Origin of the sequence: Streptomyces sp. NPDC058985 (assembly GCF_042740985.1) — a bacterium.
Classification (GTDB): Bacteria; Actinomycetota; Actinomycetes; order Streptomycetales; family Streptomycetaceae; genus Streptomyces.
In genome coordinates this window covers 14,025-29,865 of record NZ_JBHYJX010000071.1, presented here as the reverse complement: position 1 = coordinate 29,865, position 15,841 = coordinate 14,025, and the positions used below count along the sequence as shown (strand labels likewise).

The window sequence follows — 15,841 nt, the reverse complement described above, 5'->3', positions numbered from 1 at the left end:
GCTTTGTCACATCCGGAAGCTCAGCACCCCCAGGGGCGCGGGGCTGTGTCGGCCCTGCGGCGCCGCGTCCTACGCGCCACCTGCGGAGTCACGACGCAGCGACGGCTTCAGGTCCTTCAGCCGGCCGAGCAGGCCGTTGACGAACGCGGGCGAGTCGTCCGTGGAGAACTCCTTCGCCAGCTGCACCATCTCGTCCAGGACGACGGCGTCCGGAGTCGCGTCGACCCAGACCAGCTCGTACGCGCCCAGGCGCAGGATGTTGCGGTCGACGACGGGCATCCGGTCGAGCGTCCAGCCGACCGCGTACTGCGCGATCAGCTCGTCGATGCGCTCGGCGTGGGCGGCGTAGCCCTCGACCAGCTCCATCGTGTACTCGCTCACCGGCGGCTGCCGGGTGTCGGACCGGGAGTGCCGGACCCAGTCGGCGAGCACCGTCAGGACGTCGGCGCCACGCTGATCGCCCTCGAAGAGGACCTGGAAGGCGCGCTTGCGGGCCGTGTTGCGAGCAGCCACGGTTAGCTGTTCACCCGGCCGAGGTAGTCGCTGGAACGGGTGTCGACCTTGATCTTCTCACCGGTGGTGATGAAGAGCGGGACGTTGATCTGGTGACCGGTCTCCAGGATGGCGGGCTTGGTGCCGCCGGTGGAGCGGTCGCCCTGGACGCCCGGCTCGGTCTCCTGGATGGTCAGCTCGACGGCGGCGGGCAGCTCGACGAAGAGCACCTCGCCCTCGTGCTGCGCGACGGTGGCGGTGAAGCCCTCCACCAGGAAGTTGGCGGCGTCGCCGACGGCCTTGCGGTCGACGTGCAGCTGGTCGTAGGTCTCCATGTCCATGAAGACGAAGTAGTCGCCGTCCATGTACGAGAACTGCATGTCACGCTTGTCGACAGTGGCCGTCTCGACCTTGACGCCGGCGTTGAAGGTCTTGTCGACGACCTTGCCGGAAAGCACGTTCTTGAGCTTGGTGCGCACGAAGGCCGGGCCCTTGCCGGGCTTGACGTGCTGGAACTCGACGACGGACCAGAGCTGGCCGCCTTCGAGCTTGAGCACCATGCCGTTCTTGAGGTCGTTCGTGGAAGCCACGGTTGCGGAATCTCCTGGACTGGACTGACGTGGACGACCCCGGAGCGTACGCACAAGCGCGAGGCTAGAGCGCGAGCAGCTCCTTGGTCGTGATGGTGAGTAGCTCGGGTCCGCCGTCCGCCTCGGGGCGCACGACGAGCGTGTCATCGATCCGGACCCCGCCCCGGCCCGGGAGGTGGACCCCCGGTTCGACGGTGACCGGCACACAAGCGTCCAGTTTACCCATGGCCGCAGGAGCCAATTGCGGGTCCTCGTCGATTTCGAGTCCGACGCCGTGACCGGTGAGCGCCGGGAGGTGCTCACCGTACCCCGCCGAGTCCAGCGCCTGGCGGGCGGCGCGGTCCACGTCACGGCAGGCGGCACCGGGTGCGAGCGCCTCCCGTCCGGCCCGCTGGGCGGAGAAGACGAGGTCGTACAGCTCGATCTGCCAGTCGGCCGGCGAGGTGCCGATGACGAACGTGCGCCCGATCTCGCAGCGGTAGCCGCGGTAGGTCGCGCCCAGGCAGACCGAGAGGAAGTCGCCCTCCTCCACGCGCCGGTCGGTGGGGCGGTGCCCGCGGCGCCCCGAGTTCGGCCCGGTGCCCACGGAGGTGGGGAAGGCGGGGCCGTCGGCGCCGTGGTCGACCAGGCGGCGCTCCAGCTCCAGGGCGAGATGCCGTTCGGTGCGGCCGACCAGGATGGACTCCAGGAGTTCACCGAGGGCCTGGTCGGCGATCTCGGCGCCGATGCGCAGGCAGGAGATCTCCTCCTCGTCCTTGACCACCCTCAGCTGCTCGACCGCCTGGCCCAGGTCGGTCAGGCGCAGCCGGGGTGCGACGGAGCGCATGGCGCGGTGCCGGACGACGGTGAGGTGGTGGTCCTCGGTGGCGAGGGACTCGGCGCCCTGGGTCGCGGCGAAGCCGGTCGCCGCGACGGCGGCGTCACCGCCGGGTCCCGGCAGCGCCCGCACCGGGAGCGACTCGTCGGGCCTGGCCTGGGCCGGCCGGTCGTCCAGCGGTCCGGAGCAGACCAGCAGGTCCTCGGTCTTGCCGAGGAGCAGCACGGCGCCGTGCGGGGCGGCGCCCGCGAGATAGCGCACGTTGGCGGGCCGGGAGACGAGCGCCGCCGCGCTGCCGCCCGCGTTGCAGCGTTCCCGTAGGCGCGTCCGGCGGGCCGCGTACACCTCTGACATGCCCCGAGCGTATGGGCTCCGTTGCGGGGGCGCCGCCTGGGAGAGGCCGAGTGGGGAGGTGCGGGGGTGCGCCTACCGGGGTGGGGGTGTTGTCGTGTGGCGGCTGCGGGGCGGTGGGGCTTCTCGCGCAGTTCCCCGCGCCCCTTCGGGGCGCTCCCTGAGCGGGCGGCTACCAGCTGGGCGGGCTTGCTATCGAGCGGGACAGGACCTCGTTCAGGACCTGGGCGGTTTCGGGGACGTCGAGTTGGGAGTTGTCGATGATGGGGAGGCCGGAGCCGTACCAGCCGGCCATGCGGCCGTGGATGCGGGCGACCTCCTCGTCGGTGAGGCGCCTGTTGCCGCTGCGTTCGGCGTTGCGTTCCAGGACGATGTCCAGGCCCGGCAGCAGGACGACCGGGAGCAGGCCGGGCCCCACGTGCCGCTTCCAGCCGCCGAGGCCGACGACCGGGCGGTCCGGGAAGACCGCGTCGTCGAGGATGCAGGAGATGCCGTTGGCGAGGAAGTTGCGCGCGGAGAAGCCGCAGGTGCGGCGGGCGAGGCGGTACTGCGCCTCCGAGTGCTCGTTCCACCCGGTCTGGGGGTCGGCGAAGCCGGAGCGGACCCATTCGCGGACGTCGTCGAGGCTGATGTGCGCGGTGGGGACCCTGCGGTGGTCCGCCCAGTACTTGGCGACGCTGGTCTTGCCGGCTCCGGCGGGACCGATGAGCAGCACCGCCAGGGTGGTCGTGGTGGCGTCGGGTGCGGCGGCCGTCGCGGGGGGCACGCTGGGCACGGCGACGGGGCCGCCGGGCGGCAGCCGTACGTGGCCGGTGGTGTCCGGCACGGGCGGGGCGGGGGCCGGCTGGTGCGCGCCCGGTGCCGGGCCGGGGGCCGGTTGCGGCGCCGCCGTCTGCGGCGGGGCCGCGGGGCCGGGCGCCCGCATCGGGTGCTCCGGCGCCTGAGGCGGCGGCACGGGGGCGGGTCCCTGGTGCGGACCCGGGTGGTGTGCGGCCGGGGACCAGCCGGCGGCCGGTCCGTGCCCCGGCTGGTGGGGCGGCGGCAGCGGCGAACCCACGGGGTGCTGCATCCGGTGCCACTCCGTCTCGTACAGGTGATGAGCGCTGACAGCGGGACGGGGGCCCCGCGTGCTACCGAACGGTACCGCCCCCGGCCGTCCTTTGGTGAACGGCCGGGGGCGGCACCAAGTGCCCGTCACGGGAGGCGAATCGGACGGAAGGTGCACGCCGGTACTACTCGCCCACCTCGCCGTAGGCGGCGAGCAGGACGGCCGGGTCGGGGCCCTCCAGCACGGTGGGCTTGGCGAGTCCGTCCAGGACGATGAAGCGGAGCAGGTCGCCGCGCGACTTCTTGTCGACCCTCATGTTCTCGACGAGCTTGGGCCACTGGTCGTGCCGGTAGTGCAGCGGCAGGCCGACCGACTCGAGGATGGTGCGGTGCCGGTCGGCGGTGGCGTCGTCCAGACGGCCCGCGAGGCGCCCCAGTTCGGCGGCGAAGTGCATGCCGACCGCGACGGCGGCGCCGTGCCGCCACTTGTAGCGCTCGTTCTTCTCGATGGCGTGGCCGAGCGTGTGGCCGTAGTTGAGGATCTCCCGGAGGCCGGCTTCCTTCAGGTCGGAGGAGACGACCTCGGCCTTGACCTTGATGGACCGCACGATCAGCTCGGCGGTGTGCGGTCCCGCCGGGGTGCGCGCGGCCTGGGGGTCGGACTCGATCAGGTCCAGGATCACGGGGTCGGCGATGAAGCCGGCCTTGATGACCTCGGCCAGCCCGGAGACGTAGTCGTTGACCGGCAGCGAGTCCAGGGCGGCCAGGTCGCACAGGACGCCGGCCGGCGGGTGGAAGGAGCCGACGAGGTTCTTGCCCTCGGCGGTGTTGATGCCGGTCTTGCCGCCGACGGCCGCGTCCACCATGGCCAGCACGGTGGTGGGGACGGCGATCCAGCGGACCCCGCGCAGCCAGGTCGCGGCCACGAACCCGGCGAGGTCGGTGCTGGCGCCGCCGCCGACACCGACGATGACGTCGGTGCGGGTGAACCCGGACTGGCCGAGCGCCTTCCAGCAGTAGGCGGCGACCTCCGCGGTCTTGGCCTCCTCGGCGTTGGGCACCTGGATGGCGATCGCCTCGTAGCCCTGCTCGGCGAGGTCGGCGCGCAGGGCGTCACCGGTCTCGGCGAGCGCCTCGGGGTGGATCACCGCGACCCGCTTGGCGCGGTCGCCGATCAGGCCGCCCAGCTCACCGAGGAGCTGACGGCCCACCAGGACCTCGTAGGGGTCGGACCCGGCGCTGCCGTCGATCCGGATCCGGGTGACTGCCTCGCTCATGCTTCCTTCAACTCCAGTGCGTCCAGCGCGGCTTGGGTGACTTCCTCGGGCGTGCGGCCGTCGGTGGCCACGACCACCGTGGCCGCCTCCTCGTACAGGTGCCGACGGGCCTCCATCAGTTCGCGCCACTGCTTGCGCGGGTTGACCGCGAGCAGCGGACGCGCGGCGTTGAGGCCGGTCCGTTTGACCGCCTCGTCGACGGCCATGGAGAGGTAGACGACCCGCTGTCCGGCGAGCAGCGCACGCGTGTCCGCGTCCAGGATCGCGCCGCCGCCGAGGGCGAGCACGCCGTCGTGGACGGTGAGCGCCGTACGCACGGCGCTCTTCTCCAGCTCCCGGAAGACGGGCTCGCCCTCGTCCACGAAGATCTCGGCGATGCTGCGCCCCTGGGCGGAGACGATGTCCTCGTCGGTGTCCCGGTAGCCCACGCCGAGCCGCTCGGCCAGCAGCTGTCCGACGGTGGACTTGCCCACGCCCATCGGGCCGACGAGGACGACCAGCGGGGCCCCGCTCACCGGATGGCCAGGGCGTCGAGGTACGAGGTCACGTTGCGGCGGGTCTCGGCGACCGAGTCGCCGCCGAACTTCTCCGCGACGGCGTCCGCGAGCACGAGGGCCACCATGGCCTCGGCGACGATGCCGGCGGCCGGCACGGCGGACACGTCGGAGCGCTGGTGGTGCGCCTGTGTGGCCTCGCCGGTGGTCACGTCCACGGTCTTCAGGGCGCGCGGCACGGTCGCGATCGGCTTCATCGCGGCGCGCACCCGCAGCAGCTCACCGGTGGTGAGGCCGCCCTCGGTACCGCCGGAGCGGCCGGAGACGCGGCGGAGGCCCTCGGGCGTGTTCACGATCTCGTCGTGGGCCTGGGAACCGGGCACCCGGGCCAGCTCGAAGCCGTCGCCGATCTCGACGCCCTTGATCGCCTGGATGCCCATGAGCGCGCCCGCGAGCCGGGCGTCGAGCTTGCGGTCCCAGTGGACGTGGGAGCCAAGGCCGACCGGGACGCCGTAGGCGAGGATCTCGACGACGCCGCCGAGGGTGTCGCCGTCCTTGTGGGCCTGGTCGATCTCGGCGACCATCGCCTTCGAGGCGTCCGCGTCCAGGCAGCGCACCGGGTCGGCGTCCAGCTTCTCGACGTCGGCCGGCGTCGGGTACACGCCGTGGGGCGCCTTGGCCGCGGCCAGCTCGACGACGTGGCTGACGATCTCGACGCCGGTCGTCTCCTTGAGGTACGACCGCGCCACGGCGCCGAGCGCCACCCGGGCGGCGGTCTCCCGCGCGGAGGCACGCTCCAGGATCGGGCGGGCCTCGTCGAAGCCGTACTTCTGCATGCCCGCGAGGTCGGCGTGGCCGGGGCGGGGCCGGGTCAGCGGGGCGTTGCGCGCCAGGCCGGCCAGCACCTCCGGGTCGACCGGGTCGGCCGCCATGACCTGCTCCCACTTGGGCCACTCGGTGTTGCCCACCATCACGGCGACCGGGGAACCCATCGTCAGGCCGTGCCGGACGCCGCCGAGGAAGGTGACCTCGTCGCGCTCGAACTTCATCCGGGCACCGCGTCCATAGCCGAGCCGACGCCGCGCCAGATGGTCCGCCACCATGTCCGTGGTGATCGGCACGCCGGCGGGCAGTCCCTCCAGCGTCGCGACGAGTGCGGGACCGTGGGACTCCCCCGCGGTCAGCCAGCGCAACCTGCTCAACGGTGCTCCTCAGTGCTCGCGCCCCGGTATGCCTGCGTACGCGCCTTCTCCGCGTACGGCGACGGCTCGACCGGGTGCGCGGCCCCGGTCCGCCACCTTCGATCCTCCCACGTCCGGCGGTCCGGGCCGCCCGCCGGTCCATGGACCGGACGGGGGCCGGTCAGGCGGGGCCGTCCCCCTGCCCCCGCGCCGGGGCGTAGGAGCCGAGGAAGTCGGCGCCGCTCTCCCGCCGCTGCGGTGGCGCGTAGGGCCCCAGGTGGTCGGCGCCGCTGCCCTGGGCGTACGGTTCCGGCGCGGTCACGGGGTGCCCGGGGCTCGGCGCGCGGCGCCGGTCGATCCTGCGCTTGAGCTTGATCACCCAGCTCGCGACGACGGCGAGCACGATCAGCACGAGCACCGTGATCTGCACCCAGTCGGGCAGGAAGCCCAGTACGGCGTCGAAGATCTGGGTCTTGACGGAGGCCAGCGGCACACCGGTGTCCATGGTTCGTTCTTCCCCTCCCGTTCCGCCCCCTGCGGAACCGGACGGATCCTAACGGTCCGCGAGCGCGCGTTCTCCCGCTTTTCGCATCGCGGCGAGGGGGGCGGGGGCGCGGCCCGTCATCAGCTCCACCTGGAGGACCGCCTGGTGGACGAGGAGGTCGAGGCCGCTGACCACCGCGCCGCCGGACAGCGACCAGCGGGCGGCCAGGGCGGTGGGCCAGGGGTCGTAGAGCACGTCGAAGAGGGTGGCCGGCATCTCGGGGACGGCCGCGGCGAGGGCGTCGGTGGTGCCGGCCGGGGTGGTGGCCACGACCAGCGGGGCGCGCAGCGCCTCCTCGGCGTCCGCCCAGTCCGCGACGCGCACACCGACGTCGAGGCGTTCCGCCCAGCCGCGCATCTCGGCGGCGCGCGCGGCGCTGCGGACGTAGACGGTGATCTCGCCGGTGCAGATCCGGGCCAGTGCGGCGAGCGCGGAGGAGGCGGTGGCGCCGGCGCCCAGGACCGCCGCGCTCTCGACCTTCTCGATGCCGTGCTCGCGCAGGGCGGCGACCATGCCGGGGATGTCGGTGTTGTCGCCGGTCCTGCGGCCGTCGTCGGTGAGGACGACGGTGTTGACCGCGTCCACGGAGGCCGCCGTCTCGCTGATGCCGTCGAGCAGCGGGATCACCGCCCGCTTGAGCGGCATCGTCAGCGACAGCCCCGCCCACTCGGGCCCCAGCTCCCCGAGGAAGCCGGGCAGCGCCGCCTCGTCGACGTCGAAGCTCTCGTACGTCCAGTCCGCCAGCCCCAGCTCCGCGTAGGCGGTGCGGTGCAGTACCGGGGAGAGCGAGTGGGCGATCGGGGAGCCGAGAACGGCGGCCCGGCGACGGTCAGTTGCCGGAGCTGGCATCGAACTTTTCCTTCAGCTTCAAGAACTCGTCGTGTGTCTTGGCGAACTCGGTCTTGCTCAGGCCGTCCGTGGCCACGAAGTAGATCCAGCCGTCCTTCGTGGGGTTCAGGGCGGCCTGCAGGGCCTCTTCGCCGGGGTTGCCGATGGGGCCGGGCGGCAGGCCCTTGTTGGTGTAGGTGTTGTACGGGTCCGTGTTGCTGTTGATCTCGGACTCGCTGATGTTGATGTTGCTCTGGCCCTTGAGATAGTTGAAGGACGAGTCGAACTGCAGCTTCTGGTTCGTCTCGGTGTTGGTGGGCTTGAGCCGGTTGTAGATGACCTCGGACATCTTGCGGAAGTCGTCGTGGGTCTTGCCCTCCGCCTGCAGGAGGCTGGCGACCGTGAGCAGCTCCCACGGGCCCTCGAGGCCCAGGCCCTCCGCCTTCTCCTCCAGGCCGATCCGCTGGTACTGCTCGTTGGCCCGGGACACCATCTGCTTCAGCACGTCCTCGGGCTTCTGGCCCTTGGCCGCCGAGTAGCTGGACGGGTAGAGGAAGCCCTCCAGGGGGTCCTTGACGTTCTTGTGGTTCCGTGCCCAGTCGGGCAGGCCCAGGCTGTCCGCCTCGGTCTTGGCGACCTTGGCGGTGGTGCCTTCCTTCACTCCGAGGCGCTTGTCGATCGTCTTGTACACGTCGACGTTGCGCCGGCCCTCGGCGATGATCAGGTTGCTGCGGCTGCCGGGGCTGAGCAGGAGTTCGACCGCGCTCTCGGCGGACATCTCCTTCTGCAGCGTGTACACGCCGTCCTGGATGCTCTTGCCCCGGGGGTTGCTCTGCTGGGCGGCGATGAAGGCGTCGACGCTCTTCACCACGCCCTGCTTCTTCAGCTCCTGGCCGATCGTGGAGCCGCCCGCGCCCTTGGGGATGGTGACGGTGACTTCCTCGCCGTTGCCGTCGCCCGCGAAGTTCGGGGCGGCGCCGAAACGGTCCTGGTAGAACTGGTATCCGAAATAGCTGACGCCCGCCACACCACCGCCCAGCACCAGGCAGACCACCAGGCAGGCACATCCGCTGCGACGTTTCTTCGGCTTGCCGCCACGGCCCCTGCGGTCGGCGCGGCCGTCGTCCGCAGGGTCGTCGTCGCTGTCGGCGTCCCGGCCGGCGAAGAACGCGTGTTCGCCCTCGTCGGGGCCGGGATCCCAGTCGGTGCGCTGCGGCTCGGGCTCGGCGCGCCGGCGGCCGGGCGGCTCCGGCGGCGGGTACGCCTCCGGCGTGCCGTAGAAGTCGGGCTGTTCGGCCGGGGCGCCGGCGGGCTGCCCTCCGTAGGGGTCCGAGGGGTCGGCCGGGTACTGCGCGTGGGGATGCGCGCCGGTGTCCCAGTTGCCGTTGTCGTATCCCTGCTGCGGATGCGCCTGGGGCGCGTACTGCTGGCCGTACTGCTGTTCGTACTGCTGCTGGTCATACTGGCGCTGGTCGTACTGCGGCTGACCGTACTGGTCGTACTGCGGCTCGGGGTGCTGCCGCCCGTACTGGTCGTACTGGGGCTGGTTGCCGTACGCGGACTGGCCGCCGTCGCTCCAGTCGCCGTACTGCTGCTGGGCGTGCTGCTGCTCCGGATACTGTGGCTGGCCGCCGTAGGGGGACTGCCCGCCCGTGTGGGCCTGCTGTCCTCCCCATCCGCCGTCCCCGTACAACGGGTCCTCCGGATGCCACGGTTCGGAGCCTGGGCCCCGGCCATAGTCAGTCATCGATCCCCTAGAGCCGCGAGGGGACGGGGGGCGGGGCCTGTGAAGGAGGGCCTGCTTCCGTTCCGCCTCTTGCTGTGCGGTGGCTGTTCGAATGCCTCCGCATCGCGCGGAACGTTACCGTATCGCGATCAGATGACCACTTCGACGCCCTCGCCGGGTGGTCTGCCTGACACCCGTTCGGATTCCAGCGCCTGCTGGAGGATGATCACGGCGGCGGCCTGGTCGATGACGGACCGGCCCTTCTTGGACTTCACGCCCGAGGCGCGCAGTCCCTGGCTCGCCGTCACCGTGGTCATGCGCTCGTCGACGAGCCTGACCGGCACCGGCGCGATGCCCCGGGCCAGCTCCTGCGCGAAGCGCCGCACCTTGGCCGCGGCCGGGCCCTCGCCCCCCTTGAGGGAGCGCGGGAGCCCGACGACGACCTCGATCGGCTCGTACTCCTCCACCAGAGCCCTGAGCCTGCGGTGCGCGGCGGGCACGTCGCGTCCGGGGACGGTCTCCACCGGTGTGGCGAGGATCCCGTCGGGGTCGCAGGAGGCGACCCCGATCCGGGCGTCTCCGACGTCGACGGCCAGGCGGCGGCCGCGGCGCATGGCCGGGCCCTCCGCCTGGTCCCCCGCCTGGGGGTGCTCCGGACCGTTCACTTGGCGGTGTCCGCCACGAGGCGCTCCACGGCGTCCACGGCGTCGCCGATGGCGGCCGGGTTCTGGCCGCCGCCCTGGGCGACGTCCGGCTTGCCGCCACCGCCGCCGCCGAGGGTCTTCGCGGCGGTGCGCACCAGGTCGCCCGCCTTGAGGCCGCGCTCGCGGGCGGCGTCGTTGGTGGCGATGACCGTCAGCGGCTTGCCGTTGACCGTCGTGAACAGGGCCACGACCGCGGCCCGGCCGCCCTGGATGCGACCGCGCACGTCGAGGACCAGCTTGCGCAGGTCGTCGGCGGTGGTGCCGTCCGGGACCTGCCCGGTCACCAGGGCCACGCCGCGCACGTCCTTGGCGGACTCGGCGAGTCCGGCGGCGGCCTGGAGGACCTTCTCCGCGCGGAACTTCTCGATCTCCTTCTCGGCGTCCTTGAGCTTGCCGAGCATCGCGGAGACCTTCTCCGGCAGTTCCTCCGGGCGGCCCTTGATCAGCTCCTGGAGCTGGGCGACGACCGTGTGCTCGCGGGCGAGGAAGTTGTAGGCGTCCACGCCGACCAGGGCCTCGATGCGGCGCACGCCCGAGCCGATGGACGACTCGCCGAGCAGCTTGACCAGGCCGAGCTGGGCGGTGTTGTGCACGTGGGTGCCGCCGCACAGCTCCTTGGAGAAGTCGCCGATGGTGACGACCCGGACCCGCTCGCCGTACTTCTCGCCGAACTCGGCGATGGCACCCTGCTTCTTGGCCTCGTCGATGCCCATGACCTCGGCCTGCACGTCGAGATCGCGCGAGAGCACCTCGTTGATCTTCTGCTCGACGTCGGTCATCACCGCCGTCGGCACGGCGGAGGGCGAGCCGAAGTCGAAGCGGAAGCGGCCGGGCTGGTTCTCGGAACCGGCCTGGGCGGCCGTCGGGCCGAGGGCGTCGCGCAGGGCCTGGTGGGTCAGGTGGGTGGCCGAGTGGGCGCGGGCGATGGCGTGGCGGCGCCGGCCGTCGATGGAGGCGTGGGCCTTGGCACCGACGGTGACCTCGCCGACCTGGACGACGCCCTTGTGGACGTACACGCCCGGGACCGGCTTCTGGCAGTCCCGAATCTCGATCACGGCGCCGGTGTCGACCCGGATCCGCCCGGTGTCGCCGATCTGGCCGCCGCCCTCGGCGTAGAACGGGGTGCGGTCAAGGACGACCTCGACCTCGTCGCCCTCAGTGGCGGCCGGGGAGGAGGCGCCGTCGACGAGGATGCCGACGATCGTGGACTCGCTCTCGGTGTCGCTGTAGCCGACGAAGTCGGTGGCACCGGCCTGGTCGGCGATCGCGCGGTAGGCGCCGGCACCGGCGTGCCCGGTCTTCTTGGCCTGGGCGTCGGCCTTGGCGCGCTCCCGCTGCTCCTTCATGAGGCGGCGGAACCCGTCCTCGTCCACGGAGAGGCCCTGCTCGGCGGCCATCTCCAGGGTGAGGTCGATCGGGAAGCCCCAGGTGTCGTGGAGCAGGAAGGCCTTGTCGCCGGCGAGCACCGTGCCGCCGCCGGCCTTGGTGTCGCTCACGGCGGTGTCGAGGATGTTGGTGCCGGCCTTCAGCGTCTTGAGGAAGGCGTTCTCCTCGGCGAGCGCGACCTTCTCGATCCGCTCCCGGTCGGTGATCAGCTCGGGGTACTGCTGCCCCATCATGGCGATCACGACGTCGATCAGATCCTTGACGACCGGACCGGTGGCGCCGAGCAGCCGCATGTTGCGGATGGCGCGGCGCATGATGCGGCGCAGCACGTAGCCGCGGCCCTCGTTGCCGGGGGTGACGCCGTCGCCGATGAGCATCACGGAGGTGCGCATGTGGTCGGTGACCACGCGCAGGGAGACGTCCGAGTCGTGGGCGTCGCCGTAGGCCACGCCGGTCAGTTCGGTGGCCTTGCTGATGACCGCCATGGAGGTGTCGATCTCGTACATGTTCTGCACGCCCTGCAGAATCATCGCGAGGCGCTCCAGGCCGAGGCCCGTGTCGATGTTCTTGCTCGGCAGCTCGCCGAGGATCTCGAACTCCTCCTTGCCGATCCCCTCGCCCCGCTCGTACTGCATGAAGACGAGGTTCCAGATCTCCACGTACCGCTCGTCGTTGACGGCGGGGCCGCCCTCGACGCCGAACTCGGGGCCGCGGTCGTAGTTGATCTCGGAGCAGGGGCCGCAGGGGCCGGGGACGCCCATGGACCAGTAGTTGTCCTTCTTGCCGAGGCGCTGGATGCGCTCGGCCGGCACGCCCACGACGTCGTGCCAGATGCGCTCGGCCTCGTCGTCGTCCTTGTAGACGGTGATCCACAGGCGCTCGGGGTCGAGGCCGTAACCGCCCTTGTCCTGAGGGCTGGTGAGCAGCTCCCAGGCGTACTTGATGGCGCCTTCCTTGAAGTAGTCGCCGAAGGAGAAGTTGCCGCACATCTGGAAGAACGTGCCGTGGCGCGTGGTCTTGCCGACCTCTTCGATGTCGGGCGTGCGCACGCACTTCTGCACGCTCGTGGCGCGGTCGAAGGGCGGCTTGACCTCACCCAGGAAGTAGGGCTTGAACGGCACCATGCCGGCCGGGACCAGCAGCAGAGTCGGGTCGTCCGCGATGAGCGACGCCGAAGGGACGACGGTGTGACCGCGCTCCTCGAAGAAGCTCAACCAGCGGCGACGAATCTCGGCCGACTCCATCAGTGGTCCTCATTCCGGTTGTACGAGTACGTCGTCCTGTCGACGTACGTCGGGTTGTTCTCAATGGCGTTGCGGCGCCGGGGTGCGGGGAGTTCGCGGTCGACGGGGGCGTTCAGCCCGAGCGCGTCGTCCAGTTCGGCCTCCCGCTGGGCCATGTTGTCGCGGACGTCGAGGGCGAAGCCGACCGCGCGGTCCTTGAGCCGGGTGCCCGCGTCGAGCGCCTTGTTGGCCGCGGTCGCGGCGAGGCTGTCGGGGGTCAGCTGCTTGAGCTTCCGGTTGACCTTGGTGGTGGCCCAGACACCGGCGGCCATGCCGGTGCCGAACCAGAAGGTACGGCGGAACATCGCTGGATCAGTCCTTCTTCCGCTTCATCCGCCGCGCGGCCGGAATCGTACGGCCCACGATCACGGTGCGCCGTTCCCCGGCCGGCCCGGCGGGCAGGTCGTCCTTGCGACCGCCGAGTGCCCGGCGCACGCCGTATCCGAACGCCGCGACCTTGACCAGCGGGCCGCCGAAGGTGGAGGCCACGGTGGTGGACAGCGCGGAGGCGTTCGACGTGACCTCCTGGACGTCGGAGGCGATCGCGTCCACCCGGTCGATCTGGGTCTGCGCGGAGCGCACCGCCGACGAGGCGTCGGACAGCAGCGGGACGGCCTGGTCGGTCACGTCCGCCACCAGCTTGGTGGTCGCCCTGAGCGTCTGGGCCAGCCTCGCCAGCGCGACGGCGAGGAAGGAGACCAGGATCGCCCAGAAGACCGCCACCAGGATCCCGGCCACCTCGCCACCGGACACTGTGTGCACCCGCTCCCTGAAAGACGTGCCTGAACATCGGGAAAGTCGTGCACCGAGCCTATCGCGCCGCACGCGGCGCTCCGTACCGGATTCCGTCCGCGCGCGGCGCGATCCGGTCGAGTTGCGTGAAGCGATTGTACGGAGTGAATACGGTTCAGTACGCTCCGTGTCTTATGCGAGACCATCGGCGCGACGGCGTCCCGCACGGAAACCTCCCGCTGGAACTCGACGGCTTCGTGGGGAGGGGGAGGGAACTCGCGCAGCTGGACCGGGCACTGGACTCCGGGCGGCTGGTGACCGTCACCGGCGCCGGCGGCGTCGGCAAGTCACGGCTCGCCGCGCGGGCGGGGGCCGGGCGCACACCCCGGGACGGGGTGTGGCGGGTGGAGCTGGCACCGGTGCGGGACGCGGAGTTCGTCGACTACGCGGTCGTGGAGGCGCTGGGCCTGACCGACCACACGACCCGGCTGCCGCGCGAGACCCTGTTCACGTACCTCGTCGAGCGGGACCTGCTGCTGGTCCTGGACGGGGTCGAGCACCTGGTCGACGCCTGTGCGGCGCTGGTGGCCGACCTGCTGGGCCGCGCCCCGGGGCTGCGGGTGCTGGCGGTGGGACGCCGGCCGCTGGGCGTGGCCGGGGAGCTGCTGGTTCCGCTGGCGCCGCTGGACCCCGAGGAGGCTCTGGAACTGCTGACGGTCCGGGCCGGGCAGCGGAACGTGCCGCGCCGGCCCGACGGCGGTGACCACGGGGACCGGGGCGAGATGCGCGAGCTGTGCCGGCGTCTGGACGGGATCCCGCTGGCGATCGAGCTGGCGGCGGGGCGGCTCGGCGCGCTGTCGCCGGGGCAGGTGCTGCAACGGCTGGACGACCGCTTCCGGCTGCTGACCGGCGGCGACCGCAGCGCGCTCCCCCGGCACCGGACGCTGCGCACGGCGATCGGCTGGAGCCATGAGCTGTGCACGCCTCAGGAGCGCCTGCTGTGGGCGCGGCTGTCGGTGTTCACCGGGCCGTTCGACCTGGAGGCCGCCGAGTACGTGTGCAGCGGAGACGGGCTGCCCGCCGGGGACGTCCTCGACGTGCTCTCGGCGCTGCTCGCGCAGTCCGTGCTGGCCCGCGAGGAGACCCCGGCGGGGGTGCGCTACCGGATGCTCGGCACGGTCCGGGCGTACGGCACCGGCTGGCTGGAGGCGATGGGCGACGCGGCCCGGCTGCGGCGGCGGCACCGGGACTGGTACGTGGGTCTGGCGACCTGGTGCGAGCTGGAGTGGTTCTCGCCGCGCCAGGGCGAAGTCGCGGCGCGGGTGGACGCGGAGCTGCCGAATCTGCGCAGCGCCCTGGAGCACTGCCTGACCGAGCCGGACGCGGCGCACCTGGGCCAGTATCTGGCCGGTGCCCTGTGGTTCCACTGGGTGGGCTGCGGGCGGCTGTCGGAGGGCCGGCGCTGGCTGGAGCAGGCGGTGCGGCTCGATGCGGAGCCCACGGCGGGCGAGCAGTCCCGGCTGAAGGCGCTGTGGGTGCTCGCCTACGTGGCGATCCTCCAGGGCGACACGGTGCCCGCGCTGGCGGCGCTCCAGGAGTGCCGCGAGGAGGCGGAGCGCTCGGCGAACCCCACGGCGGTGGCGTACGCGGAGCACCGCACCGGCTGTCTGGCGCTGGTGACGGACGACATGCCGCGCGCGGAGCGGCTGTTGCGCTCGGCGCTGGAGCGCTATCAGGAGATCGGCGAACTCAACAGCAACGTCCTGATGGGCCAGGTGGAGCTGGCGATGGCCCGGGCGTTCCAGGGCGATCTGCCGGACGCGGTGCGCCTGTGCGAGGACGTGCGCCGGGTGTGCGAGGACCACGGCGAGCGCTGGGCCCGGGGCTACGCCCTGTACGTGCTGGCGTACGCGGCCTGGAGCGAGGGCGACCCGGTGCGCGCCCGCGAGCTGCTGGCGGACTGCCTGAGCGGCGCCCATGGTTTCCGGGACCAGCTGGGCTCGGTGCTGGCGGTGGAGCTGCTGGCGCTGGTCACGGTGGCGGAGGGCGACCCGGCGGAGGCGGCGGTGCTCCAGGGCGCCGCGGGCCGGATGTGGCCTTCGGTGGGGCTGCGGTTGTTCGGCTCGGCGCACTACAACGCGCCGCACGAGCTGTGCGAGGCGGCCGCCCGGGAGCAGTTGGGCGACGAGCGGTACGAGGAGTGCGTGGGGCAGGGGGCGCGGCTCGGCCGCCCGGAGGCGGTGTCGCGGGCGCTGCGCAGGCCCGGGGTGCCGGCCTCGCTGCCGGCGCCGCGCGGGGCGGGGCCGCGGGCCGCGCCGGGCGCGCGGACGGCGAAGCCCGCCGCCCCGCCCACCCGCAAGGGTGGGGAGACGGCGGGCTGAGGTACCGC

Annotated in this window: 15 protein-coding genes; 1 reads left to right on the top strand and 14 read right to left on the bottom strand. The window is 72.2% G+C overall.

Features of this window, described 5'->3' with window-relative positions; translation table 11 throughout:
- Window positions 1-69: 69 nt before the first annotated feature.
- The 14 genes from nusB to ACFW01_RS36385 all read right to left on the bottom strand — a co-directional run bounded on the left by nusB (window position 70) and on the right by ACFW01_RS36385 (window position 13,482).
- Window positions 70-513: a transcription antitermination factor NusB gene (gene nusB / locus ACFW01_RS36450; protein WP_234958279.1), complete on the bottom strand. Its 444-nt coding sequence runs from the start codon at window positions 511-513 to the stop codon at window positions 70-72.
- A 2-nt stretch (window positions 514-515) separates the two neighbouring features.
- Window positions 516-1,082, bottom strand: a complete 567-nt coding sequence (gene efp / locus ACFW01_RS36445; protein WP_055415926.1) for an elongation factor P — start codon at window positions 1,080-1,082, stop codon at window positions 516-518.
- A 64-nt stretch (window positions 1,083-1,146) separates the two neighbouring features.
- On the bottom strand, window positions 1,147-2,253 hold the full coding sequence (locus ACFW01_RS36440; RefSeq protein ID WP_234958280.1) for an aminopeptidase P family protein: 1,107 nt from the start codon (window positions 2,251-2,253) through the stop codon (window positions 1,147-1,149).
- Window positions 2,254-2,422: 169 nt separating this feature from the next.
- On the bottom strand, window positions 2,423-3,319 hold the full coding sequence (locus tag ACFW01_RS36435; RefSeq protein ID WP_384510872.1) for a Pro-rich N-terminal domain-containing protein: 897 nt from the start codon (window positions 3,317-3,319) through the stop codon (window positions 2,423-2,425).
- Window positions 3,320-3,482: 163 nt separating this feature from the next.
- The gene (aroB, locus tag ACFW01_RS36430; protein WP_384510869.1) at window positions 3,483-4,574 is read right to left on the bottom strand and encodes a 3-dehydroquinate synthase; all 1,092 of its coding nucleotides are present in this window, start codon (window positions 4,572-4,574) and stop codon (window positions 3,483-3,485) included.
- On the bottom strand, window positions 4,571-5,053 hold the full coding sequence (locus ACFW01_RS36425; protein WP_234958403.1) for a shikimate kinase: 483 nt from the start codon (window positions 5,051-5,053) through the stop codon (window positions 4,571-4,573). Before ACFW01_RS36425 ends, aroB begins: the two co-directional genes overlap by 4 nt.
- Window positions 5,054-5,085: 32 nt before the next feature.
- Entirely contained in the window at window positions 5,086-6,270 is a 1,185-nt protein-coding gene (gene aroC, locus ACFW01_RS36420) for a chorismate synthase (RefSeq protein WP_122617187.1), read from the bottom strand.
- Between the two features lie 160 nt (window positions 6,271-6,430).
- Entirely contained in the window at window positions 6,431-6,754 is a 324-nt protein-coding gene (locus tag ACFW01_RS36415; protein ID WP_234958283.1) for a hypothetical protein, read from the bottom strand.
- Window positions 6,755-6,802: 48 nt separating this feature from the next.
- Complete coding sequence (locus ACFW01_RS36410) at window positions 6,803-7,642, bottom strand: shikimate dehydrogenase (RefSeq protein ID WP_234958284.1); 840 nt, start codon at window positions 7,640-7,642, stop codon at window positions 6,803-6,805.
- Window positions 7,623-9,368, bottom strand: a complete 1,746-nt coding sequence (gene mltG / locus ACFW01_RS36405; RefSeq protein WP_234958285.1) for an endolytic transglycosylase MltG — start codon at window positions 9,366-9,368, stop codon at window positions 7,623-7,625. The genes ACFW01_RS36410 and mltG overlap by 20 nt, the downstream gene beginning before the upstream one ends.
- 128 nt (window positions 9,369-9,496) lie before the next feature.
- Entirely contained in the window at window positions 9,497-9,961 is a 465-nt protein-coding gene (gene ruvX / locus ACFW01_RS36400) for a Holliday junction resolvase RuvX (RefSeq protein WP_234958404.1), read from the bottom strand.
- Between the two features lie 47 nt (window positions 9,962-10,008).
- Entirely contained in the window at window positions 10,009-12,681 is a 2,673-nt protein-coding gene (gene alaS / locus ACFW01_RS36395) for an alanine--tRNA ligase (protein ID WP_234958286.1), read from the bottom strand.
- On the bottom strand, window positions 12,681-13,025 hold the full coding sequence (locus tag ACFW01_RS36390) for a hypothetical protein (RefSeq protein ID WP_125490935.1): 345 nt from the start codon (window positions 13,023-13,025) through the stop codon (window positions 12,681-12,683). The genes alaS and ACFW01_RS36390 overlap by 1 nt, the downstream gene beginning before the upstream one ends.
- 7 nt (window positions 13,026-13,032) lie before the next feature.
- Window positions 13,033-13,482 (bottom strand): DUF948 domain-containing protein, encoded by a 450-nt coding sequence (locus ACFW01_RS36385; protein ID WP_234958287.1) that lies wholly within the window; start codon window positions 13,480-13,482, stop codon window positions 13,033-13,035.
- A gap of 164 nt (window positions 13,483-13,646) precedes the next feature.
- Between ACFW01_RS36385 and ACFW01_RS36380 the strand changes: the two genes are divergently transcribed.
- Entirely contained in the window at window positions 13,647-15,833 is a 2,187-nt protein-coding gene (locus ACFW01_RS36380) for a regulator (protein ID WP_234958288.1), read from the top strand.
- Window positions 15,834-15,841: the final 8 nt, after the last annotated feature.